The 22,175-nt window shown below is 70.5% G+C and carries 22 protein-coding genes; 11 read left to right on the top strand and 11 right to left on the bottom strand.

The window, feature by feature from the left end:
* Nucleotides 1-80: 80 nt before the first annotated feature.
* From HEK131_RS06175 to HEK131_RS06190, 4 genes are all read right to left on the bottom strand, one after another.
* Nucleotides 81-329 (bottom strand): acyl carrier protein, encoded by a 249-nt coding sequence (locus HEK131_RS06175; RefSeq protein ID WP_135785772.1) that lies wholly within the window; start codon nt 327-329, stop codon nt 81-83.
* Nucleotides 330-412: 83 nt separating this feature from the next.
* Nucleotides 413-1,444 (bottom strand): ketoacyl-ACP synthase III, encoded by a 1,032-nt coding sequence (locus tag HEK131_RS06180; RefSeq protein WP_217462787.1) that lies wholly within the window; start codon nt 1,442-1,444, stop codon nt 413-415.
* 16 nt (nt 1,445-1,460) lie between these two features.
* Nucleotides 1,461-2,408, bottom strand: coding sequence for an ACP S-malonyltransferase (locus tag HEK131_RS06185; protein ID WP_244333942.1), 948 nt, complete (start codon nt 2,406-2,408; stop codon nt 1,461-1,463).
* Between the two features lie 89 nt (nt 2,409-2,497).
* On the bottom strand, nt 2,498-3,706 hold the full coding sequence (locus HEK131_RS06190) for a PucR family transcriptional regulator (RefSeq protein WP_217462789.1): 1,209 nt from the start codon (nt 3,704-3,706) through the stop codon (nt 2,498-2,500).
* Nucleotides 3,707-3,825: 119 nt separating this feature from the next.
* On the opposite strand from HEK131_RS06190, the gene HEK131_RS06195 reads away from it, so the two are divergent.
* Nucleotides 3,826-4,479 carry a pirin family protein gene (locus HEK131_RS06195; protein ID WP_244451952.1) on the top strand — a complete coding sequence of 218 codons (654 nt, stop codon included), beginning with the start codon at nt 3,826-3,828 and terminating at the stop codon, nt 4,477-4,479.
* A 29-nt stretch (nt 4,480-4,508) separates the two neighbouring features.
* Here HEK131_RS06195 and HEK131_RS06200 read toward each other — a convergent pair whose 3' ends face one another.
* Nucleotides 4,509-5,330: a serine hydrolase domain-containing protein gene (locus tag HEK131_RS06200; RefSeq protein WP_244333943.1), complete on the bottom strand. Its 822-nt coding sequence runs from the start codon at nt 5,328-5,330 to the stop codon at nt 4,509-4,511.
* 19 nt (nt 5,331-5,349) lie between these two features.
* Nucleotides 5,350-5,820 (bottom strand): GNAT family N-acetyltransferase, encoded by a 471-nt coding sequence (locus tag HEK131_RS06205; RefSeq protein ID WP_244333945.1) that lies wholly within the window; start codon nt 5,818-5,820, stop codon nt 5,350-5,352.
* A 97-nt stretch (nt 5,821-5,917) separates the two neighbouring features.
* On the opposite strand from HEK131_RS06205, the gene HEK131_RS06210 reads away from it, so the two are divergent.
* Nucleotides 5,918-6,373 carry a MerR family transcriptional regulator gene (locus tag HEK131_RS06210; protein WP_217462792.1) on the top strand — a complete coding sequence of 152 codons (456 nt, stop codon included), beginning with the start codon at nt 5,918-5,920 and terminating at the stop codon, nt 6,371-6,373.
* Nucleotides 6,370-7,389, top strand: a complete 1,020-nt coding sequence (locus HEK131_RS06215) for an aldo/keto reductase (RefSeq protein WP_244333947.1) — start codon at nt 6,370-6,372, stop codon at nt 7,387-7,389. The genes HEK131_RS06210 and HEK131_RS06215 overlap by 4 nt, the downstream gene beginning before the upstream one ends.
* Nucleotides 7,390-7,402: 13 nt before the next feature.
* On the opposite strand, the gene HEK131_RS06220 is transcribed toward HEK131_RS06215, so the two are convergent.
* From HEK131_RS06220 to HEK131_RS06230, 3 genes are all read right to left on the bottom strand, one after another.
* The gene (locus HEK131_RS06220; RefSeq protein ID WP_217462794.1) at nt 7,403-8,263 is read right to left on the bottom strand and encodes a DUF4429 domain-containing protein; all 861 of its coding nucleotides are present in this window, start codon (nt 8,261-8,263) and stop codon (nt 7,403-7,405) included.
* Between the two features lie 66 nt (nt 8,264-8,329).
* Nucleotides 8,330-9,550: an alpha/beta hydrolase gene (locus HEK131_RS06225; protein WP_244333948.1), complete on the bottom strand. Its 1,221-nt coding sequence runs from the start codon at nt 9,548-9,550 to the stop codon at nt 8,330-8,332.
* Nucleotides 9,551-9,676: 126 nt separating this feature from the next.
* On the bottom strand, nt 9,677-10,303 hold the full coding sequence (locus tag HEK131_RS06230; RefSeq protein ID WP_217462796.1) for a TetR family transcriptional regulator: 627 nt from the start codon (nt 10,301-10,303) through the stop codon (nt 9,677-9,679).
* Between the two features lie 121 nt (nt 10,304-10,424).
* On the opposite strand from HEK131_RS06230, the gene HEK131_RS06235 reads away from it, so the two are divergent.
* Entirely contained in the window at nt 10,425-12,041 is a 1,617-nt protein-coding gene (locus HEK131_RS06235) for an MFS transporter (RefSeq protein ID WP_244333949.1), read from the top strand.
* 118 nt (nt 12,042-12,159) lie between these two features.
* Here HEK131_RS06235 and aceE read toward each other — a convergent pair whose 3' ends face one another.
* Nucleotides 12,160-14,916: a pyruvate dehydrogenase (acetyl-transferring), homodimeric type gene (aceE, locus tag HEK131_RS06240; protein ID WP_244333952.1), complete on the bottom strand. Its 2,757-nt coding sequence runs from the start codon at nt 14,914-14,916 to the stop codon at nt 12,160-12,162.
* A 455-nt stretch (nt 14,917-15,371) separates the two neighbouring features.
* Here aceE and HEK131_RS06245 point away from each other — a divergent pair, with 455 nt between their 5' ends.
* The 6 genes from HEK131_RS06245 (at nt 15,372) to HEK131_RS06270 (ending at nt 19,929) form a co-directional block, all read left to right on the top strand.
* Nucleotides 15,372-15,812 carry a DUF3052 domain-containing protein gene (locus HEK131_RS06245; protein WP_018545328.1) on the top strand — a complete coding sequence of 147 codons (441 nt, stop codon included), beginning with the start codon at nt 15,372-15,374 and terminating at the stop codon, nt 15,810-15,812.
* A 146-nt stretch (nt 15,813-15,958) separates the two neighbouring features.
* A complete protein-coding gene (locus HEK131_RS06250) occupies nt 15,959-16,417 on the top strand; it encodes a peroxiredoxin (protein WP_217462799.1) in 459 nt (152 codons plus the stop codon).
* Nucleotides 16,418-16,520: 103 nt separating this feature from the next.
* The gene (locus HEK131_RS06255) at nt 16,521-17,096 is read left to right on the top strand and encodes a TerD family protein (protein ID WP_217462800.1); all 576 of its coding nucleotides are present in this window, start codon (nt 16,521-16,523) and stop codon (nt 17,094-17,096) included.
* A gap of 120 nt (nt 17,097-17,216) precedes the next feature.
* Nucleotides 17,217-17,795 (top strand): TerD family protein, encoded by a 579-nt coding sequence (locus HEK131_RS06260; protein ID WP_161150395.1) that lies wholly within the window; start codon nt 17,217-17,219, stop codon nt 17,793-17,795.
* Between the two features lie 76 nt (nt 17,796-17,871).
* A complete protein-coding gene (locus HEK131_RS06265) occupies nt 17,872-19,017 on the top strand; it encodes a DUF475 domain-containing protein (protein WP_217462802.1) in 1,146 nt (381 codons plus the stop codon).
* Between the two features lie 174 nt (nt 19,018-19,191).
* Nucleotides 19,192-19,929, top strand: a complete 738-nt coding sequence (locus tag HEK131_RS06270) for a TerD family protein (protein ID WP_244333954.1) — start codon at nt 19,192-19,194, stop codon at nt 19,927-19,929.
* Between the two features lie 16 nt (nt 19,930-19,945).
* On the opposite strand, the gene HEK131_RS06275 is transcribed toward HEK131_RS06270, so the two are convergent.
* Nucleotides 19,946-20,806: a TerD family protein gene (locus HEK131_RS06275; RefSeq protein WP_244333957.1), complete on the bottom strand. Its 861-nt coding sequence runs from the start codon at nt 20,804-20,806 to the stop codon at nt 19,946-19,948.
* A 176-nt stretch (nt 20,807-20,982) separates the two neighbouring features.
* On the opposite strand from HEK131_RS06275, the gene HEK131_RS06280 reads away from it, so the two are divergent.
* A complete protein-coding gene (locus tag HEK131_RS06280; protein ID WP_217462805.1) occupies nt 20,983-22,158 on the top strand; it encodes an HpcH/HpaI aldolase/citrate lyase family protein in 1,176 nt (391 codons plus the stop codon).
* Nucleotides 22,159-22,175 lie beyond the last annotated feature (17 nt).

Below are 22,175 nucleotides of genomic sequence, written 5' to 3' on the forward strand. Positions count from 1 at the left end.
ATTCTTTCTCCAACAGATGCGGGATTCGACGGCGCCACCGCCGGGTGGCGGGGCCTAGCAGCCTAGGGCCGAGGGGTGACTCAGCCCTGGTGCTTGAGGATGTAGTCGGTGGCGTCACCGACGGTCTTGAGGTTCTTGACGTCCTCGTCCGGGATCTTCACGTCGAAGCGCTCTTCGGCGGCGACGACGACCTCGACCATGGACAGGGAGTCGACGTCGAGGTCGTCCGTGAAGGACTTGTCGAGCTGGACGTCCTCGGTGGGGATGCCGGCGATCTCGTTCACGATCTCGGCAAGGCCCGCGACGATCTCTTCCTGGGTGGCGGCCATGTCAGGCGCTCTCCTTCTTCGATGTTCAGACAGTTAAGCGGCATTTTTCCCCGTATCGGACCGGACGGTCCGGCACGGAGTGCCTAGGGGAGGGTAACGACCGTGGCGGCGTAGACCAGACCCGCCCCGAATCCGATGACGAGCGCCGTGTCGCCGCTCTTGGCCTCGCCGGTCGCCAGAAGCCGCTCCATCGCGAGCGGGATCGACGCGGCCGAGGTGTTGCCGGTGGTACGGATGTCACGGGCGACCGTGACATGCTCCGGCAGCTTCAGAGTCTTCACCATCGAGTCGATGATCCGCACATTGGCCTGGTGCGGGATGAAGACGTCCAGGTCGTCCGAGGAGATCCCGGCCGCTTCCAGCGCCTGCTGGGCGACCTTCGCCATCTCGAACACGGCCCAGCGGAACACCGCCTGGCCCTCCTGCGTGATCGCGGGGAACTTGACATTGCCCGCGCTGTCCAGGGGGAGCTGGGAGACGTCGCCGACGGCGAAGCGGTCCCACGGCACGGTCTGCTTGATGGTGCCGGCCTTGTCGCCCTCGGAGCCCCACACGGTCGGGCCGATGGCGGGCTCCTTGGAGGGGCCGACCACGACCGCGCCCGCGCCGTCACCGAACAGGAAGGCCGTCGCGCGGTCCTCCAGGTCGGTCAGGTCGCTGAGCCGCTCCACGCCGATGACGAGCACGTACTCGGCGGAACCTTCCACCACCATGCCCTTGGCGAGGGTCAGACCGTAGCCGAAGCCCGCGCAGCCCGCCGAGATGTCGAACGCGGCGGCCTTGTCGGTGCCCAGCTTGTCCGCGATCTCCGTGGCCACGGCCGGGGTCTGGCTGAAGTGCGAGACGGTGGAGACCACCACGGCGCCGATCTGCTCGGCGTCGATGCCCGCGTCGGCGATCGCCTTGCCCGCGGCCTCGACGGACATCGCGGCGACCGTCTCGTCCGGGCCCGCCCAGTGCCGGGTCTCGATGCCGGAGCGGGAGCGGATCCACTCGTCGGAGGAGTCGATCGTCTCCAGGATCACCTCGTTGGGCACCACCCGGGTCGGGCGGTAGCCGCCGACCCCGAGGATGCGCGCGTACGGGGCGCCCTTGCTGGGCTTGATCTTCGCCATTGCCATGGGCTCCTTGTCAGGCGCCCGCCGCGTCAGCGGCAGGAGTCGCGGTCTCGGCGATGAGCGCGCGCGCCGCGTCGAGATCCTCGGGGGTCTTCAGGGCGAGCGTCCGTACACCGGGCAGCGCGCGCTTGGCCAGGCCGGTCAGCGTGCCGCCGGGGCACACCTCGATCAGCGCGGTGACGCCCAGTTCCTTGAAGGTCTCCATGCACAGGTCCCAGCGGACCGGGTTGGCGACCTGGCCGACCAGCCGCTCGAGCACCTCGGTGCCGGAGGCGACCGTGCGGCCGTCCTTGTTGGACACGTAGGTCAGCTTCGGGTCCGCCGGAGCCAGCTCGGCCGCGGCCTTGGCCAGCGTCTCGACGGCGGGCGCCATGTGGCGGGTGTGGAAGGCGCCGGCCACCTTCAGCGGGACGACCTTGCGGACGCCCTCCGGCTTGTCCTCCAGCAGCGCGGCGAGCTGCTCCATCGTGCCCGCCGCGACGATCTGGCCCGCGCCGTTGATGTTGGCCGGGGTCAGGCCCAGCTTCTCCAGGTGCGCGACGGAGACCTCCGGGTCGCCGCCGAGCAGCGCCGACATGCCGGTCTCGGTGATCGCGGCGGCGTCGGCCATGGCCAGACCCCGCTTGCGCACCAGGTTCAGCGCGGAGATGTCGTCCAGCACGCCCGCGAAGGCGGCCGCGGTGATCTCGCCGACGCTGTGGCCCGCCACCGCGCCCGGCGCGATCTCCGAGATGTCACCCAGTGCCGCGGCGGACAGCAGCCCGGCCGCGACCAGCAGCGGCTGCGCGACAGCCGTGTCGCGGATCGCGTCCGCGTCGGCCTGCGTTCCGTAGTGGACGAGGTCCAGTCCGATGGCGTCGGACCACGCGGCGACGCGGTCGGCGGCACCGGGGAGTTCGAGCCAGGGGGTCAGGAAGCCGGGCGTCTGGGCGCCCTGGCCGGGAGCGACGAGTACGAGCACTCTCACACTCTCTCTTGGAGACGGCCGAAGCCGCCCGTGGGGACAGGGACGAAGAACATGGAAGGCTTTTGTGGGCCCCCGACAAAAGGCTAGGGCTGGGACTCCCCGTCGGTGAGCCGCCCCAGGATCAGGGCGATCCGCAACGTGAACGCGGATCGTACATCGGAGGGCGACCAGCCGGTGACGTCAGTCACACGTCGAAGCCGGTAGCGCACGGTGTTCGGGTGAACGAAGAGCATCCTCGCCGCGCCCTCCAGGCTGCTCGCCTGCTCCAGGTAGACACTCAGCGTCTCCAGGAGCGCCGACCCCGCCTCCTCCAGCGGTCTGTAGATCTCCTCCACCAACTGCTCGCGCGCACCGGGATCACCCGCGATGGCGCGCTCCGGAAGCAGATCGTCCGCCAGCACCGGCCGGGGTGCGTCCTGCCAGGCGGTGCACGCCTTCAGTCCCGCCGCCGCGGCCTGCGCGGACCGGGTCGCGGCCTGGAGGTCGTTCATGACCGGCCCCGCGACCACCGGACCCGGCGCGAACGGGCCGATCAGCGACTTGGCGACGTTCAGCGGCTGCACCGAGCTGCCCCCGGCGATCACCACGAGACGGTCCCCGAGCACCCCGGTGAGCACCTGGAGCTTGGCGTGCCGGGCGGCCCGACGGATCGCCTCCACGGTCAGCTCGCTGTCGCCGTCCGGGGCGGTGCCGAGCACCACGCACACGTTCTCCGGCGAGTTCCAGCCGAGGGCGGCGGCCCGGCTCACGGCGCCCTCGTCTGCTTCGCCGCTGAGCACCGCGTTCACCACCAGCGACTCCAGGCGGGCGTCCCAGGCACCGCGTGCCTCGGCGGCCTGGGCGTAGACCTGGGCGGTGGCGAAGGCGATCTCCCGCGCGTAGACCAGGAGCGCCTCGCGCAGCACGCGCTCGTCGCCGGGGGCGGCCACCTCGTCGATGGCGCTCTCCATGACCTCGATGGTGGTGCGCACCATCTCCACGGTCTGGCGCAGCGTGATCGCGCGGGTCAGCTCACGGGGCGCCGTGCCGAAGACGTCGGTCGAGATGGCCTGGGGCGCCTCGGGGTGCCGGAACCACTCGGTGAAGGCGGCGATACCGGCCTGGGCCACGAGCCCGATCCAGGACCGGTTCTCCGGAGGCATGGCCCGGTACCACGGCAGGGTGTCGTCCATCCGCGCGATGGCCTGCGCGGCGAGACTGCCGGAGGATTTCTCCAGCCGCCGCAGGGTCGCGGTGTGCGGGTGGACGGCGTGTACCGCGGGGTCGCTGTGGTGGGATTCGGGTTCGGGCACGTGGACAAGACTGCCTTATCGGGACGCGGGCATGCGCCGCCGGGTCCGTACCGGGCTTCCGTACCCGGCTGGTACATGCCTGCGGCACGGGCGCCGCGGGCACTACCGTGGGGTCCGTGATGGAGGTACGGCGCGCCGCTGAGCGTTACCACGGAGGAGACCCGGAGGCGGGCATCGACTCCCGGCACGCCTTCTCGTTCGGGCCGCACTACGACCCCGGCAACCTGCGTTTCGGCGCGGTGATCGCCTGCAACGAGGAGCGGCTCGCGCCCGGCGCCGGCTTCGGCGAGCACCCGCACAGCCACACCGAGATCGTCACCTGGGTCGTCGAGGGCGAGCTGACCCACCGCGACTCCGCCGGGCACGAGAGCGTGGTGCGCCCCGGGGACGTCCAGCACCTGAGCGCGGCCGCGGGGGTCAGGCACATCGAGCGCAACGACGGCACGGCCCCGCTGACCTTCGTGCAGATGTGGCTGGCTCCGCTCGAGCCCGGCGGCGAGCCGTCCTACGAGGTCGTGCCCGGCATCGCCGACTCCACCCCGTACGCCCTCCCCGGGGCCGGCGCGATGCTGCACGTCCGGCGCCCGGCGGCGGGGGAGTGGACGGCGGTGCCGGACGCCGCGCACCTCTACGTCCACGTGGTGCGCGGTGAGGTCCGGCTCGCCGGGGAGACGCTCGGGCCCGGCGACTCGGCGCGGATCACCGGCGCCGAGGGGCTCGCGGCGGTGGGCGTGACGGCGGCCGAGCTGCTGCTGTGGGAGATGGGTCCCTAGGGCCTGTGATCCGGAAGAAAGGCCCTGGCTCAGCCGCGTACCTCCGCCAGCACCGCGTCCGTGAACACCGGCCACGCCTCCACGGCCCAGGGGCCGAAGGGCCGGTCGGCGAGGGCGACGGCGGCGACCTGCGCGTCCGGGTCGGCCCAGAGGAAGGTGCCGGACTGGCCGAAGTGGCCGAAGGTGCGCGGGGAGGACGAACTCCCGGTCCAGTGCGGTGACTTGGCGCCCCGGATCTCGAAGCCCAGGCCCCAGTCGTTGGGGTTCTGGTGCCCGTACCCCGGCAGCACGCCCTTGGTCCCCGGATACTGCACGGTCATCGCCTCCGCGACCGTCCTGGGGTCCAGCAGGCGCGGCGCCTGGAGCTCGGCCGCGAAGCGCAGCAGATCGGCCACCGTGGAGATCCCGTCCTTGGCGGGCGAGCCCTCCAGGGAGGTCGAGGTCATGCCCAGCGGCTCCAGCACCGCCTGGCGCAGGTACTCGGCGAAGGGGATGCCGGTGACCTTGGCGATGTGGTCGCCGAGCTGCTCGAAACCGGCGTTGGAGTACAGCCGCCGCTCGCCCGGCGCGGACATGGTGCGGTGCTCGTCGAAGGCGAGCCCGGAGGTGTGCGCCAGCAGATGGCGCACCGTGGCACCGGGCGGCCCGGCGGGCTCGTCCAGCTCGACGGCACCCTCCTCGTACGCGACGAGCGCCGCGTAGGCGGCCAGTGGCTTGGTCACCGAGGCCAGCGGGAAGCGGTGGCCGGCCGGGCCGTGGGTGCCCAGCACCGTGCCGTCGGCTCGTACGACGCCCGCCGCGGCGGTGGGGACGGGCCAGTTCTCGATCAGTGCCAGGCTCTGCAACGACATGTCAGGGAGCCTATGCGGGTCACAGCCGCAGCTCCATCAAGGGGTCCGGTTTGGGCTTGAACCCCAGCGCCTCGTACAGCGGGCGGGCGTCGGCGGAGGCGGTCAACTGGATCTGCCGGGCGCCCCGCTCGCGGAACCACGCCAGCAGCTCGTCCATGCACGCGCGGGAGTAGCCCCGGCGGCGGGTGCCGGGGTCGGTGGCGACGCTGAAGACGAAGCCGACCGTGCCGTGCGGGTTGGTCTCGCGCCCGATCCGGTACTCCACGGTCCCCGCCGCGAGCGCGGCCAGCGCCCCCGGCCGCTCCGGGTGGTCCACCACGAAGGCGGCGAACGTGCCGTCCGGGTCGGCGAGGCGGGCCCGCAGGCCGGGCAGGGACTCCTCGTGCCAGGTCCCCGCGTCACCTCCTCCGGAGACGGAGTCGATCATCACCTGGCGCAGGCGGAGCACTTCCCGCGCATCCTCGGGCAGGGCCCGGCGTACGAGACTCATGCCGGGCACGCTAGCGTCCGGCCCCGGCCCCCGTCCTGGCCATTTCTGCCTGATACCGCTTGCTTGGAGTGCGCTCGAAGGCCATAGCGTTGAGGGCATGACGGTGATGCAGACCACGCAAGCGGAGGCGGCCGGCCAGGACATCTGCTCCGGCCCCCCGCCGCGCCATCCCCGGCCCGACGGCCAGGACCGGTACACGATCAGTGAGGTCGTCGCCTTCACCGGACTGACCGCGCACACCCTGCGCTGGTACGAGCGGATCGGCCTGATGCCGCACGTCGACCGCTCGCACACCGGCCAGCGCCGCTACACCAACCGCGATCTGGACTGGCTGGTCTTCGTCACCAAGCTGCGCCTCACCGGCATGCCGGTCGCCGACATGGTCCGGTACGCCGAGCTGGTGCGGCAGGGGGAGAGCACCTACGACGAGCGGCGCGGGCTGCTGGAGTCGACCCGCCGGGACGTGCTCGCCCGGATCGACGAACTGCGGGACACGCTCGCGGTGCTCGACCTGAAGATCGGTTTCTACGCCACGGAGGGGACCTCCCGATGACCGACCGCACACTCCCGGCCGTACGCCTGGGCGGGACCGGCCCGGAGACCAGCGTCCAGGGCCTCGGCTGCATGGGCATGAGCTTCGGCTACGGCCCGGCCGACGCCGAGCAGTCACGGGCCGCGCTGGAGCGCGCCTTCGACCTCGGCGTCACGCTGTACGACACGGCGGACGCCTACGGCGCCGGGGAGAACGAGCGGTTCCTCGCCCCCTTCTTCAAGGCCCACCGCGACGACGTGGTGATCGCCACCAAGTTCGCGCTGTCCATCCCGCCGGACGACCCCAGCAAGCGGATCATCCGCAACGACGCCCCGTACATCCGTCAGGCGGTCGAGGACAGCCTCAAGCGGCTCGACGTCGACGTGATCGACCTCTATTACATGCACCGCCGCGATGTGGACGTGCCCATCGAGGAGACCGTCGGAGTCATGGCCGACCTGGTGCGCGAGGGCAAGGTGAAGTACCTGGGGCTGAGCGAGGTCACGGCCGCCGAGCTGCGCGCCGCGCACGCCGTCCACCCGGTCGCGGCCGTGCAGTCCGAGTGGTCGCTGTTCAGCCGGGACATCGAGGCCCAGGTGGTCCCGGCCGCCCGCGAACTGGGCGTCGGCCTGGTGCCGTACTCCCCGCTGGGCCGTGGCTTCCTCACCGGCGCCTTCACCGACGCCGCCAAGGAGCTGACGGCCGACGACTTCCGCCGGTCCCAGCCCCGCTTCACCGGCGACAACGCGAGCGCCAACGCGGCCCTGCTGGAGCCGGTGCGCCAGGTGGCCGAGGCGCACGGGGCGACCCTCGGCCAGGTCGCGCTGGCCTGGGTGCACCAGCGGGCGGCGGTGCACGGCCTCGCGGTCGTGCCCATCCCCGGCACCCGCAAGGCGGACCGGGTCACCGAGAACGCCGGAGCCGCGCACCTCGTCCTCACCGGGGAGGAGCTGGCCCTGCTGGAGCCGATCGCCGGGCGCGTCGCGGGGGACCGGTACGCCGACATGACGTTCACCTCGGCGGGCCGGGAGCGGTAGGGAAAGCGGGGCCCTACAGCTCCGCCAGCAGCTCGGCCTTCTTGGCGGAGAACTCCTCGTCGGTCACCAGACCGGCCTGGTGCAGCTCACCGAGGTGGCGGATGCGCTCGGCGATGTCGGCCGGGTCCCGCCGGGGCGCGGCCGGGGCCGCCGGCACGGCCGGTACCGCCCCTCGGGTCCGCACGGCCGCGAGGACCGCCGCCGCGAACGGCAGCGACTCGTGCACCGGCCCGTACCCGAGCCCGAAGACCACGGTCGCCGCGTCCTGGTCGGGCGGCACCGGGGGAGCCGCGCCCGCGAGGTCGTTCGGCAGCAGCCGCAGATACCCCTCGAACGCCTCCGGTGAGCGCCACTCCACCCCGCCGAGGTCCGCGACCGCGAACCGCTGGTCGCCCGCCTTCCACTTCGCGGAGGACGCACCCGTCCACGACCAGCGGAAACGCACCGAGGTGCCGTCGAAGGACGCCTTCCCGTCGTACGCCTTGAAGCGGAGCGGCGCCTCGGGTGCCTCGATCAGATACCGGTCGGCGGGACCGGACCCGGTCAGCCCGGCCTTCAGTTCGTCGGCGTAGTACTCGGCCAGGGTCTCCCGCTCGGCGGGCAGCACCAGCCGGTACGGGTCCAGGCCCTCGGGCAGTTGGCCCGCCGCCGCCTCCAGCAGCGGGTCGGCTCCGGCGCGCGGCTGGAGCCGCAGCACGACCGTCCCCCGTCTGCCCTCGGTCAGGCTCACGCCCTCCAGCGCGGCGAGCGGTACTCGCCGTTCACCGAGTGCCTGGAAGAGTTTCGGTGTGCGTATCCCCCGCTCGTAGCGGATGAGCACGGAGTCGGAGTCGAACTCCCAGACGGCATGAATACCCGCCAGTACGTCACCCATGCGGCTCATCGTATGCGGCACATGTCCCTCCGTCGCCACCCGCGCGGACCGCACTTCCTGCTGTTTCTACGCGCGTCCCGCGGCGGGCGCGTCAGGCACTCCGGCCCGGCACGCCTCGTCCCCGCGGGCGCACGTCACCGCGCCGTACGCCCCCACGCCGACCTCGGCGAGATTGCGCAGGCTGTCCGTACCCGGCTGGAAATAACCGGCGTGGCCCTGCGCGTCGCGCGAGGACAGCACCCGTGCGCCGAACGCGCCGGACACCGGGTCGGCGCCGTGGCCGAGCCCGCCGACCTCCAGATACGGCACGTCCTGCACCCAGTCGGTGGCGTCCCGCATCGCCCACACACGGGCGGTGCGGTTCAGATGGGCGGCCTTGGCCACCCGCATGCCGGGGCTCGCGGCCACGGCGATGTCGCTGACCAGGCGGGGCATGCCGGGCGCGGCGACCCCGCAGACCACGGAGCCGTAGCTGTGGCAGAACATCGACACCTCGGCCCGGCCGGGCAGCCCGCGCAGCAGCGCGTTCAGCCGGATGGCGCCGTCCGCCGCGCGCATCGCGGTCGCCGCGTCCACGCCGAGCCCGGCGGGCGCGGTGTAGTCGGCCCACGCGATCACGGCGGTACGGGTCGAGGGCGCGGCCTGCCGCTCCGCCGAGTAGAGCGCCTTGGCCATGCCGACCGGGGCGCTGTACTGGCGGTAGGACTTCTCGAAGGTGAGCAGGTCGGTGTCGACGCCGGGCACCACCACGGAGATCCGCTCGGCGCGGCGCAGGTCACCGAAGACCTCGGCGATCCGGCCGGAACCCTCGGGGTCGAAGGCGAGGATGTGCCGCTCGGGCCGCATCAGGGCCTCGTAGCGGTGCAGCCGACGGGCTGCGTCCTGGTGGCCGGCGGTACTGAGCCGGTTGTCGTGCATGCGCCGCGACTCCACGTCCCGCGCCCGCTCCAGCGCCACCCGGTTGGCCTCGTAGCGCAGGGCGACGGGGGCGCCGTTCATGTTGCCCACCGCCAGCGGGTAGCGCTTCGCCAGGTCGTGGCGGTCGTGGGCGGTGAGCGAGCCGAAGAAGCGGGCGAGCCCGTCCGGGGCGGTCTTCGCCGGGTCCGGGAGGGGCTTGCCGTGCACGCTGTCGCGCACCCACTGGGAGAGGGAGGACCGCAGCGCGGTCGACTCGCGGTGGGTGTGCAGGGCGGTCCAGCCGGTGGTCGCGAGCATCACGAACACGACGGCCAGCGCCAGCAGTGCGCGCCATACGTTGAGCTGGGGAGAGGTGCCGAAGGAAGTCACTGGGAGGACACACTAGGAGAACGGAAGGGTCTCGGGGCAATCGAGTGGCAGGGATCACGTTTCGTGTGCCGGGGGCCGGTCCACGGACGATCTTTCTAAACGATCTCCCGTGATCCGCCAACGATTTCAGGCCGCGCGCCAGTTCCCCGTCAGCGCCGGGCCCACCTGGTCGAGGTACGCCGCCGTGAGCCCCCGGATGGCCGAAAGGCTGAAGTCGTCGCCCGTGCTCCACTGGCGCTCGGTGACCCGTATCACCCCGGCGAACACGGCCACGGCGAGCCGCGGGCGCGGGTCGGCGTCCACGTCGACCCCCTCGCGCTCCGCGAGCAGCCGGGCGATGGTCTGCTCGGTCGCCGCCGAACGGCGCAGATGCGCGGCGAGCAGCGCCGGCGTCGACTCGATCATGCGGTACATGCGCAGGTACAGCTCGACCGGGACCACCGACTCGACGGTCTCCCGTATGTCGTCCCAGCCCTCCAGGACCGCCTGCCGCAGCGCCTCCATCGGCGGTTCGTCCGCCGGCCGGGCGCGTACGGCGGCCACGAAGTGCGCCTCGGTCATCTCCTGCACGGCGAAGGCGGCGTCCTCCTTGCCCGCGAAGTAGCGGAAGAAGGTGCGCTGCGAGACGTCGACGGCCTCGGCGATCTCGTCGACGGTGGTGTGCTCGTACCCCTGGGTGGTGAACAGCTCGAGGGCGGCGCGCACCAGCGCCTCGCGGGTACGCCGCTTCTTGCGCTCGCGCAGCGTCTCCATGGCCTCTCCCTGTACGTCCTTCCAGATCAGCCTATGCGCTCAGGCGAACGGCGGTCATGTGTCAGTCACCGACTGGTGAATCCGTTTGTCAACTGTCAGCGACTGTCACTAGCCTCATTACATGACTAGTCAGACCACCATCGACAAGACGGGACCGGAGGACGGGTCACCCACCGACGTGTCGCCGCCCGCCTCAGCGGGCCTGCGCGGCCATCCCTGGTTCACCCTGATCACCGTCGCCGTGGGCGTCATGATGGTGGCCCTCGACGGCACCATCGTGGCCATCGCCAACCCGGCCATCGCCAAGGACCTGCACGCGAGCTTCTCCGACGTGCAGTGGATCACCAACGCCTACTTCCTCGCCCTCGCGGTCGCCCTGATCACCGCGGGCAAGCTCGGCGACCGCTTCGGCCACCGGCAGACCTTCCTCATCGGCGTGACCGGCTTCGCGCTGGCCTCCGGCGCCATCGGCCTGTCCGACAGCATCCCGATGGTCGTCACCTTCCGGGTCCTCCAGGGCCTGTTCGGCGCGCTGCTGATGCCGGCCGCGCTCGGCCTGCTGCGGGCCACCTTCCCGGCCGAGAAGCTCAACATGGCGATCGGCATCTGGGGCATGGTCATCGGCGCCTCCACCGCCGGCGGCCCGATCCTCGGCGGTGTGCTGGTCCAGCACGTCAACTGGCAGTCGGTGTTCTTCATCAACGTGCCCGTCGGCCTGCTCGCCCTGCTGCTCGGCACGCTGATCCTGCTCGACCACCGCGCGGAGAACGCCCCGCGCTCCTTCGACCTGCTCGGCATCGCGCTGCTCTCCGGCGCCATGTTCTGCCTGGTCTGGGCGCTGATCAAGGCCCCGGCGTGGGGCTGGGGCGACGGCCGGACCTGGGGCTTCATCGGCGCCTCGGCGCTGCTCTTCGTGGCCTTCGCCTGGTGGGAGACGAAGGTCGCCGAACCGCTGATCCCGCTGACCCTGTTCCGCTCGGTCCCGCTGTCGGCGGGCGTGGTGCTGATGGTGCTCATGGCCATCGCCTTCATGGGCGGCCTGTTCTTCGTCACCTTCTACCTGCAGAACGTGCACGGGCTCAGCCCGATCGACGCCGGTCTGCACCTGCTCCCGCTCACCGGCATGATGATCGTCGGCTCCCCGCTGGCTGGCCTCGCCATCACCAAGCTGGGCCCGCGCGTCCCGCTCGCGGGCGGCATGACGCTCACCGCCGTCGCCATGTACGGCATGTCCACGCTCAAGGCGGACACCGGCAGCGCCACCATGTCGATCTGGTTCGCCCTGCTCGGCCTGGGTCTCGCCCCGGTCATGGTGGGCGCCACCGAGGTCATCGTCGGCAACGCCCCCATGGCGCTCTCCGGTGTGGCGGGCGGACTCCAGCAGGCGGCCATGCAGATCGGCGGCAGCCTCGGCACCGCCGTACTGGGCGCCGTGATGGCCTCCAAGGTCGACAACGACCTCGCGGGCAACTGGACCGGCGCGGGCCTGCCCCCGCTGACCCCCGCTCAGCTCGACCAGGCGTCCCAGGCCGTCCAGGTAGGTGTGGCCCCGGTGACGAAGCAGATGCCCCCGGCGATCGTCGCCAAGGTCACCGACGTCGCCCACGACACCTTCATCTCCGGCATGAGCCTCGCCTCCCTGGTGGCGGCGGGCGTGGCGGCGGTCGCCATCCTGGTGGCCCTCCTGACCCGCCGAGGCGTCAACGCGGAGGCGGGCGCGGGAGTGGGCCACATCTGAGACCCGGCGGCTTGTGAGAGGCGCGGGGAACCGCGCGACAAGCCCGCGACGGACCCGAGGCCGCGCGATCACCGAGGCAAGAACGGTGATCGCGCGGCCACGTCCAGGCCGTGCGGCGCTACGCGTCGCCTCCGGCCGCACCGGGCGCGGCGGCCTTCACGTCCAGCAACTGGTACCGGTCGATGGCCTGCTTCAGCGCGGACCGGTCGACCTTCCCCTCCTTGGCCAGCTCGGTCAGCACGGCCACCACGATCGACTGCGCGTCGATGTGGAAGAACCGCCGCGCCGCCCCGCGCGTGTCCGCGAACCCGAACCCGTCCGCGCCCAACGACTGGTAGGGCCCCGGCACCCAGCGCGCGATCTGGTCCGGCACCGACCGCATCCAGTCGGACACCGCCACGAACGGCCCCTCGGCCTCGCCGAGCTTCCGCGTCACGAACGGCACCCGCTGCTCCTCCTCGGGGTGCAGCAGGTTGTGCTCCTCGCAGGCCACCGCCTCACGGCGCAGCTCGCTCCAGGAGGTCGCGGACCAGACGTCGGCCTTGACGTTCCACTCGTCGGCGAGGATCCGCTGCGCCTCCAGCGCCCACGGCACCGCGACACCGGACGCCATGATCTGCGCCGGGATCGAGCCGTCCGTGCCCTCGCTCAGCCGGTGGACGCCCTTGAGGATGCCCTCGACGTCCACGCCGGCCGGCTCGGCCGGGTGCTGGATGGGCTCGTTGTAGACGGTGAGGTAGTAGAAGACGTCCTCGCCGTGCGGGTGCCCGGGATTCTCGTCGGGGCCGCCGTACATCCTGCGCAGCCCGTCCTCCACGATGTGCGCGATCTCGTACCCGTACGCCGGGTCGTAGGCCACGCAGGCCGGGTTGGTGGAGGCGAGGAGCTGGGAGTGGCCGTCCGCGTGCTGGAGGCCCTCACCGGTCAGGGTCGTGCGGCCGGCGGTCGCGCCCAGGACGAATCCGCGCGAGAGCTGGTCGGCCATCTGCCAGAACTGGTCTCCGGTGCGCTGGAAACCGAACATCGAGTAGAAGACGTACACCGGGATCAGCGGCTCGCCGTGGGTGGCGTAGGCCGAGCCCGCCGCGATCAGCGAGGCCGTGCAGCCCGCCTCGGAGATGCCGTCGTGCAGCATCTGGCCCGTGGGGGACTCCTTGTAGGCGAGCAGCAGCTCCCGGTCCACCGACTCGTACTGCTGGCCGAGCGGGTTGTAGATCTTCGCGCTCGGGAAGAAGGAGTCCATGCCGAACGTGCGGTACTCGTCCGGCGCGATCAGCACGAACCGCTTGCCGATCTCCTTGTCCCGCATGAGGTCCTTCAGCAGCCGCACGAACGCCATCGTCGTGGCGATGGACTGCTGGCCAGACCCCTTCTTCACACTCGCGTACGCCTTCTCGTCGGGCAGGGCGAGCGGCTTCGAGCGCACGACGCGCGTCGGGACGTAGCCCCCGAGCGACTTGCGCCGGTCGTGCATGTACTGCATCTCCTCCGAGTCCCGGCCGGGGTGGTAGTACGGCGGTGCGCCGGACTCCAGCTCCTTGTCGGTGATCGGCAGGTGCAGCCGGTCGCGGAAGCCCTTGAGGTCGTCGACCGTCAGCTTCTTCATCTGGTGGGTGGCGTTGCGGCCCTCGAAGTTGGGGCCCAGCGTCCAGCCCTTGACCGTCTTGGCCAGGATGACCGTCGGCTGGCCCTTGTGCTCCTTGGCCGCCTTGAACGCCGCGTAGATCTTGCGGTGGTCGTGGCCGCCGCGGCCCAGGTGCAGGACCTGGTCGTCGGTCATGTTCTCGACCATGGCGCGCAGCCGGTGGTCGTCACCGAAGAAGTGGTCCCGGATGTAGGCGCCGGACTCGGTGGCGTACGTCTGGTACTGGCCGTCCGGGGTGGTGTTCATCCGGTTGACCAGCACGCCGTCCCGGTCCTGGGCCAGCAGCGGGTCCCAGCTCCGGTCCCACACCAGCTTGATCACGTTCCAGCCGGCGCCCCGGAACTGCGATTCCAGCTCCTGGATGATCTTGCCGTTGCCGCGCACCGGGCCGTCGAGCCGCTGGAGGTTGCAGTTGACCACGAAGGTCAGGTTGTCCAGCCCCTCACGGGCGGCGATGGACAACTGGCCCAGCGACTCCGGCTCGTCCATCTCGCCGTCACCGAGGAACGCCCACACGTGGGAGCCGGAGGTGTCGGCGATGCCGCGCGCCTCCATGTACCGGTTCATCCGGGCCTGGTAGATCGCGCCGAGCGGGCCGAGGCCCATGGAGACGGTCGGGAACTCCCAGAAGTCCGGCATCGAGCGCGGGTGGGGGTAGCTGGACAGCCCGTCCGGGTACTTCGACTTCTCCTGCCGGAAGCCGTCCAACTGGGTCTCGGTGAGCCGGTCGAGCAGATACGCGCGGGCGTAGATGCCCGGCGAGGCATGGCCCTGGAAGAAGACCTGGTCGCCGCCGTCGCCGCCGTCCTTGCCCCGGAAGAAGTGGTTGAAGCCCACGTCGTACAGGGAGGCCGAGGAGGCGAACGTGGCGATGTGGCCGCCGACGCCGATGCCGGGGCGCTGGGCGCGCGAGACCATCACGGCCGCGTTCCAGCGGGTCGCGTTGAGGATGCGGCGCTCGATCTCCTCGTTGCCGGGGAAGAACGGCTCGCTCTTGGTGGGGATCGTGTTGACGTAGTCCGTGCTGCGCATCTCGGGCACGGCCACGCGCTTCTCGCGGGCCCGCTCGATCAGCCGCAGCATGAGATACCTGGCCCGCTCCCGGCCGCGCTCGTCCACGGCGGCGTCGAGGGAGTCGAGCCACTCCTGCGTTTCCTCGGGATCGAAGTCAGGAACCTGACTCGGAAGGCCGCCAATGATGATCGGGTTGCGATCGGAACCGGAAGCCACGCTGTTCCTTACCTGTCGGAGGGACCTGTCGCGGCGGCCTGTCGGAAGGCCACCGCTTCTCGTGCCTACACCGTTCCCCATCGTGTACCTGGGGAAGGCGTACGTCATCCACTCGTTCTCTTCGTTCCCCCGCGTCCCCCGACCGGGCACCCGTTCGTCACCGGGCCAAAACGCAACGATACGCCCGCGGTGTGACGGGCATGGCAAAGTTGTTCGATGGGCGTAACGGCGGATGATTCCGAAGGGCATATAAGGGGCACATCGGTGTGATGTGGTTCCCGCGGAAACGGGATACGGTGCCAGGGGAGGCGGCGAAGCGGCCCGGAACGTCACCGTTTCGGCGGTCAGGACGGCCGGGTACTTGCGCGATCCGCCCCGCCCGTGTGGACTACGGCCAATGCTTCGCGCACGCGCGTGGCTCAGTTATTCACCAAGACATGATCAGGAGGCAACCCGTGAGCGCGACCGCGGACCACGCGGAGGAGCGGACGAACCCTGCCGCCAGGCTGGGGTTCCAGCCCGGACAGGTGGTCCAGGAGATCGGCTACGACGAGGACGTCGATCAGGAGCTCCGCGAGGCCATCGAGGAAGCCGTCGAAGGCGACCTGATGGACGAGGAATACGACGACGTGGCCGACGCCGTTGTGCTGTGGTTCCGTGATGACGACGGAGACCTCACCGATGTACTCGTGGATGCCACCACGTACATCGAAGAGGGCGGCGCCATCCTGCTTCTGACGCCGAAGACCGGCCGTACGGGGTACGTGGAGCCGAGCGACATCTCGGAGGCCGCAACCACCGCAGGGCTGACCGCTTCGAAGAGCGTCAGCGTCGGTAAGGACTGGAGCGGCTCGCGTCTGGCGACGCCGAAGGCCGCCAAGTCCGGCAAGCGCTAGCAAGCGCTGGAAAGACGCGTCATCGCCGCGCCGAGCGGGCCGGGACTCCCCGGTCCGCCCGGCGGTCCCGGCGTGATCGCTGCGTAGGGTGGGACCGGGGGAGTGACCCGCGCTCACCCGTACAGCCAGCGAAGGGATGCAGGACGATGGCGATCCAGGTCGGCGACGAGGCCCCCGACTTCGAACTGAAGGACAACCACGGCCGCACCGTCCGGCTCTCCGACTTCCGGGGCGAGAAGAACGTGGTGCTGCTCTTCTACCCCTTCGCGTTCACCGGTGTCTGCACCGGCGAACTGTGCGAGCTGCGTGACAACCTTCCGCAGTTCACCGACCGCGACACCCAGTTGCTCGCGGTCTCCAACGACTCCATGCACACCCTGCGCGTCTTCGGCGAGCAGGAGGGCCTGGAGTACCCGCTGCTCAGCGACTTCTGGCCGCACGGCAACGTCAGCCGCGCCTACGGCGTCTTCGACGAGGACAAGGGGTGCGCCGTCCGGGGCACCTTCATCCTCGACAAGACGGGCACCGTGCGCTGGACCGTGGTCAACGGCCTGCCCGACGCCCGCGACCTGACCGACTACGTGAAGGCGCTCGACACCCTGTGAACGGCCCCGCGGTTTGCGGGAACCCGTCACTAGGATCGGCACGTTGATCCCATATCCGATGCACTACGGGGCTGTCGGCCCCTGGACACCACATGGAGGACCCGTGGGAGTCAGCCTCAGCAAGGGTGGCAACGTATCGCTGACCAAGGAGGCTCCCGGCCTGACCGCCGTCATCGTCGGTCTGGGCTGGGACGTGCGCACCACGACCGGCACCGACTTCGACCTCGATGCCAGCGCGCTGCTGCTGAACAACGCCGGCAAGGTGGCCAGCGACCAGCACTTCGTCTTCTTCAACAACCTCAAGAGCCCCGACGGCTCGGTCGAGCACACCGGCGACAACCTCACCGGTGAGGGCGAGGGCGACGACGAGCAGGTCAAGGTGGACCTCGCCGCGGTCCCGACCGACGTGGAGCGGATCGTCTTCCCGGTCTCGATCTACGAGGCCGAGAACCGCCAGCAGTCGTTCGGCCAGGTCCGCAACGCCTTCATCCGCGTCGTCAACCAGGCGGGCGGCCAGGAGCTGGCGCGCTACGACCTCAGCGAGGACGCCTCCACCGAGACCGCCATGGTCTTCGGCGAGCTGTACCGCAACGGCCCGGAGTGGAAGTTCCGCGCCATCGGCCAGGGGTACGCCTCGGGCCTGCGCGGCATCGCCCAGGACTTCGGCGTCAACGTCTGACACCGGCCGTACCGACCCGTCGTCCGGCGCCGCCCCGTCTTCGCGGGCGGCGCCTTGGGTTTCTTTCCCCTCGGGGGAGCGCAGGAGAACAGGGAAGCATCACAGGGGAGGATCAGCAGCATGGGTGTCACGCTCGCCAAGGGGGGCAATGTCTCCCTCTCCAAGGCCGCACCGAATCTCACCAGCGTCTCGATCGGGCTCGGCTGGGACGCCCGCTCCACCACCGGCGCCCCCTTCGACCTGGACGCCAGCGCCCTGCTGTGCGGCGCCGGGAACCGGGTGCTGGGGGACGAGTGGTTCGTGTTCTACAACCAGCTCACCAGTCCGGACGGCTCGGTGGAGCACACCGGCGACAACCTCACCGGTGAGGGCGACGGCGACGACGAATCGATTCTGGTGGAGCTTTCCCAGGTCTCTCCCCAGTGCGAGAAGATCATTTTCCCGGTCTCGATCCATATGGCCGACGAGCGAGGCCAGTCCTTCGGTCAGGTCTCCAACGCCTTCATCCGGGTGGTCAACCAGGCCGACGGCCAGGAACTCGCCCGCTACGACCTCAGCGAGGACGCCTCCACCGAAACGGCCATGATCTTCGGCGAGCTCTACCGGTATCAGGGCGAATGGAAGTTCCGTGCGGTCGGACAGGGGTACGCGTCCGGACTTCGGGGCATCGCTCTAGACTTCGGAGTCAACGTTTCGTAAAGCCGGGTACGGCGCGGGGGAGACCCTCCCCAGGACTGCGTCTGGGAGGGACCCCCAGAAGATGATGGGGTAGCCAGTGCTTCTGAAAACCTTCGGCTGGTCGTTCGCGGTTACCGCGCTCGGCCTGGTCGCGGCGGTCTTCTACGGGGGGTGGCAGGGCTTCGGCATCGTGGCGATCCTTTCCATCCTCGAGATTTCGCTGTCCTTCGACAACGCGGTGGTCAACGCCGGAATCCTGAAGAAGATGAATGCCTTCTGGCAGAAGATCTTCCTCACGGTCGGCGTGCTCATCGCGGTCTTCGGCATGCGGCTGGTCTTTCCCGTCGTCATCGTCGCCGTCAGCGCCAAGATGGGTCCGATCGAGGCCGTCGATCTCGCGCTGAACAACAAGGACCGCTATCAGGAACTGGTCACCGACGCCCATCCGTCGATCGCCGCGTTCGGTGGCATGTTCCTGCTGATGATCTTCCTCGACTTCATCTTCGAGGACCGGGACATCCAGTGGCTGCGCTGGATCGAACGTCCGCTGGCCAAGCTCGGCAAGGTCGACATGCTGTCGGTCTGCATCGCTCTGATCGTCCTGCTGATCACCTCCTTCACCTTTGCCACCCACGCCCACCAGCACGGCGGCGCCCATGTCGACAAGGCCCAGACGGTCCTGATCGCGGGCATCGCGGGACTGATCACGTACATGGTCGTCGGCGGTCTCTCCGGCTACTTCGAGGACAAGCTGGAGGCCGAGGAGGAGGCCGAGCACGAGGCCGAGGAGGAGGCCGCCCGCTCCGGCAAGCCACGCTCGGCGGTGAAGCTGGCCGGCCAGGCCGCGTTCTTCATGTTCCTGTACCTGGAAGTCCTGGACGCGTCCTTCTCCTTCGACGGGGTGATCGGCGCCTTCGCCATCACCAACGACATCGTCCTGATGGCGCTGGGCCTCGGCATCGGCGCGATGTACGTCCGTTCGCTGACCGTCTACCTGGTCCGCCAGGGCACCCTCGACGACTACGTCTACCTGGAGCACGGCGCCCACTACGCGATCGGCGCCCTGGCCGTGATCCTCATGGTCACCATCCGGTACGAGATCAACGAGGTCGTCACCGGTCTGGTCGGCGTCGTCCTGATCGCCTGGTCCTTCTGGTCCTCGGTGCGCCGCAACCGCGCGCTGGCGGCAGAGGGCGGCGACTCGGGGTCGAGCGAGAAGACCCAGATCTCGTCCGGGGTCTGACACCGGCGACAGGTCCGGTGCCCCGATCCGCCCCCTAGGGGCAAGATCGGGGACGTGGCGGGGTGTGGCACCCCGCCCGGCGAGGAACGCTTCGAACGGGGCGGCCGACTCGGGTCGGCCGCCCCGACGGCTTTCACGAAACGGGTACGGGAGCAGGGAACCAGGGGGGCGGGAATGGGTTTTCTCGACGGACTGCTGGGCGGCCGCGCCGCCGACTTCGACTCGGGCAGCTCCGGGTCCAACGCGATCGAACTGACCAAGCGGCACCAGCAGGTGTCCCTCACCAAGCAGGGCGCGGCCACCGGAAACCTGCGGGTCAACCTGACCTGGCGGATGCGCACCTCCGACCTCGGCGGCGCCACGCGCGACAGCCTCTTCCGGCACCCCTTCAAGGCGCTGAAACCGCCGGAAGTGCAGGGGCACGGCCAGAGCATGGTCAATGTCGACCTGGACCTCGGCTGCCTGTACGAACTGACCGACGGCACCAAGGGCGTCGTCCAGCCCCTCGGCGGCTATCTCGGCGACGTCAACGCACCGCCGTACGTCAAGCTCAGCGGCGACGACCGGTTCGGCTCGGCGTCGGGCGAGACGATGTACGTGAACCTGGACCACCGGGACGCCATCAAGCGGCTGCTGGTCTTCGTGTACATCTACGACCAGACCCCGGCCTTCGACCGCACCCACGCCGTGGTCACGCTCTATCCGAGCAACGGCCCGCGCATCGAGATCGGCCTCGACGAACGCCACCCGCAGGCCCGCTCGTGCGCGGTGGTGCTGATGGAGAACGTCAAGGGCGAGCTGCTCGTGCGCCGCGAGGTGAAGTTCGTCTACGGCTTCCAGGGCGAGCTGGACCGGCTGTACGGCTGGGGGCTGACCTGGGGGCGCGGGTACAAGTCCAAGGCGGACCGGTGACCGTGCCCCGCGCCCGCTAGCGGCCGATGAACTGCGGCCCCTGAGGCGGCAGCCGGAAGTCCGGGTCCAGCGGGGCCACCGGGGGCACCGGCTGCGGCTGGGGGTAGCCGTAGGCGGGCGGCGCCTGCGTCGAGGCGGCCTGGGGGTAGCCGTAGGTGGCCTGGCTCGCCGAGGCGGGCTGCGGATAGCCGTAGGCGGGCGGCTGGGCGGAGACGGGCTGCGGGTAGCCGTAGGCCGGCGGCTGGGCCGGGAGCGGCGGCAGCGCCGGGGGCTGCTCCGGGGGCAGCGGCACCGACAGGGACTCCTGGCGGCGCGGCTCCTCGGCCACCGCCTCCGCCTCGTCCACCGAGATGCCGAAGTCCGTGGCCAGCCCCTCCAGACCGTTGGAGTAGCCCTCACCGAGCGCGCGGAACTTCCAGGCGTCCCCGCGCCGGTACAGCTCGCCGCAGATCAGCGCCGTCTCCGCGCCGGTCTCCGGCTTCACCTCGAACCGGGCCAGCGCCTCGCCGTCGGTCGCCGAGGCGTCGTACAGCAGCACGCACAGCGCCGGGACGCGGTCGAAGGGGACGTCGTCGGCCGAGGCCACCAGCAGGACCCGGTCCACCCCGGGCTCCACCGCGGCCAGGTCCACCTGGATGGTGTCGGTCAGGCCCTCGGCGGCCGGTTTCTTGCCGAGCCCCCACACCGCGCCGGAGGGGTGGCGGGGCTGGTTGTAGAAGACGAAGTCCTCGTCCGAGCGCACCCGGCGCTCGGAGTCCAGCAGCAGCGCCGAGGCGTCCACCTCCGGGACGTCCTGCCCCGGCGTCCAGCGCAGCACGGCCCGTACCGTGGCGGCGTCCAGCGGGACGTTCGACCCCTTCAGCATCGCGTGCGTCATGCGGTCATCCTGCCTTCTCGGTCCTGGTCACGACAATGTGGGGGGTGTTCCGCCCGACACGGGCGGGTAACCGGAAATTCATGCCGGTCGGGAACCCCGGACATGGGTCTCTACGTACTATTACCGGCCACCCTTTGCGGAAATCACAGACTCGGCGCGCGCCTTGAGGGAGTCCTATGCGTCATTTCGGGCAGATCGCCCCCGAAGCGCGGGAGCGTCTCTTCCACCAGGAGCCGTGCGCCTTCACCGCCGACTCCCCGGCCCGGCTGCTCTCCGCGGCCCTGGGGGCCACCCTGTACAGCCCGGCCACCCGGCCCCGCCTCGCCGCCGACATCGGCAAGCAGACCGGGAACGGCGTCGTCTCGATGGTGCTCTGCCTGGAGGACTCCATCGCCGACGAGGACGTGCCCGCCGGTGAGGAGAACCTGGTCCGGCAGTTCGCCGAGCTGGACGCGCTGAACGCGCGGACCGGCGCCGAGCCGCCGCTGCTGTTCGTCCGGGTGCGCACGCCCGAGCAGATCCCCGACCTCGTCCGGCGCCTCGGGGCCGGCGCCCGGCTGCTGTCCGGATTCGTACTGCCCAAGTTCACCGAGGAACGCGGCGTCCCCTTCCTGGAGGCGCTGAGCGCGGCCGAGACCGCGAGCGGCCGGCGGCTCTTCGCCATGCCGGTGCTGGAATCCCCCGAGCTGCTGTACCGCGAGTCCCGCGTGGAGACCCTGGAGGGCATCGCCCGCGCGGTCGGCAAGTACCGCGACCGGGTGCTGGCCCTGCGCCTCGGCGTCACCGACTTCTGCTCCTCCTACGGGCTGCGCCGCGCCCCCGACATGACCGCGTACGACGTCCAGATCGTGGCCTCCGTGATCGCCGACGTGGTCAACATGCTGGCCCGGGCCGACGGCAGCGGGTTCACCGTGACCGGGCCGGTGTGGGAGTACTTCCGGGTCCCCGAGCGCGTCTTCAAGCCCCAGCTACGGGCGAGCCCCTTCCTGGAGGTGCGCGCCGTCGAACTGCGCGAGAAGCTGATCGAACACGCCATGGACGGCCTGCTGCGGGAGATCTCCCTGGACCAGGCCAACGGTCTGCTCGGCAAGACCTGCATCCATCCCTCCCACGTCCTGCCCGTGCACGCGCTGTCCGTGGTCAGCCACGAGGAATTCAGCGACGCCGCGGACATCCTCCGGCCGGACAGCGACGGCGGCGGCGTCCTCAGGTCCGCGTACACGAACAAGATGAACGAAGTGAAGCCCCATCGCGCCTGGGCCGAGCGGACCCTGCTGCGCGCGGAGGTCTTCGGCGTGGCCAACGAGGACATCGGCTTCGTGGACCTGCTGGCCGCCGGCGTGACCGGCTGAGCCACCCCCTCACCCCC

This window comes from Streptomyces seoulensis (assembly GCF_022846655.1).
Classification (GTDB): domain Bacteria; phylum Actinomycetota; class Actinomycetes; order Streptomycetales; family Streptomycetaceae; genus Streptomyces.

What these genes read in the sequence shown, in the direction of transcription:
- HEK131_RS06220 (WP_217462794.1), bottom strand. Translation starts at nt 8,263, where the DNA reads ATGGGTGACGTACTGGCGGGTATTCATGCCGTCTGGGAGTTCGACTCC.
- HEK131_RS06235 (WP_244333949.1), top strand. Translation starts at nt 10,425, where the DNA reads ATGACTAGTCAGACCACCATCGACAAGACGGGACCGGAGGACGGGTCA.
- HEK131_RS06180 (WP_217462787.1), bottom strand. Translation starts at nt 1,444, where the DNA reads ATGGCGAAGATCAAGCCCAGCAAGGGCGCCCCGTACGCGCGCATCCTC.
- HEK131_RS06270 (WP_244333954.1), top strand. Translation starts at nt 19,192, where the DNA reads ATGGGTTTTCTCGACGGACTGCTGGGCGGCCGCGCCGCCGACTTCGAC.
- HEK131_RS06195 (WP_244451952.1), top strand. Translation starts at nt 3,826, where the DNA reads ATGGAGGTACGGCGCGCCGCTGAGCGTTACCACGGAGGAGACCCGGAG.
- HEK131_RS06215 (WP_244333947.1), top strand. Translation starts at nt 6,370, where the DNA reads ATGACCGACCGCACACTCCCGGCCGTACGCCTGGGCGGGACCGGCCCG.
- HEK131_RS06280 (WP_217462805.1), top strand. Translation starts at nt 20,983, where the DNA reads ATGCGTCATTTCGGGCAGATCGCCCCCGAAGCGCGGGAGCGTCTCTTC.
- HEK131_RS06275 (WP_244333957.1), bottom strand. Translation starts at nt 20,806, where the DNA reads ATGACGCACGCGATGCTGAAGGGGTCGAACGTCCCGCTGGACGCCGCC.
- HEK131_RS06260 (WP_161150395.1), top strand. Translation starts at nt 17,217, where the DNA reads ATGGGTGTCACGCTCGCCAAGGGGGGCAATGTCTCCCTCTCCAAGGCC.
- HEK131_RS06230 (WP_217462796.1), bottom strand. Translation starts at nt 10,303, where the DNA reads ATGGAGACGCTGCGCGAGCGCAAGAAGCGGCGTACCCGCGAGGCGCTG.
- HEK131_RS06175 (WP_135785772.1), bottom strand. Translation starts at nt 329, where the DNA reads ATGGCCGCCACCCAGGAAGAGATCGTCGCGGGCCTTGCCGAGATCGTG.
- HEK131_RS06250 (WP_217462799.1), top strand. Translation starts at nt 15,959, where the DNA reads ATGGCGATCCAGGTCGGCGACGAGGCCCCCGACTTCGAACTGAAGGAC.
- HEK131_RS06205 (WP_244333945.1), bottom strand. Translation starts at nt 5,820, where the DNA reads ATGAGTCTCGTACGCCGGGCCCTGCCCGAGGATGCGCGGGAAGTGCTC.
- HEK131_RS06200 (WP_244333943.1), bottom strand. Translation starts at nt 5,330, where the DNA reads ATGTCGTTGCAGAGCCTGGCACTGATCGAGAACTGGCCCGTCCCCACC.
- HEK131_RS06210 (WP_217462792.1), top strand. Translation starts at nt 5,918, where the DNA reads ATGACGGTGATGCAGACCACGCAAGCGGAGGCGGCCGGCCAGGACATC.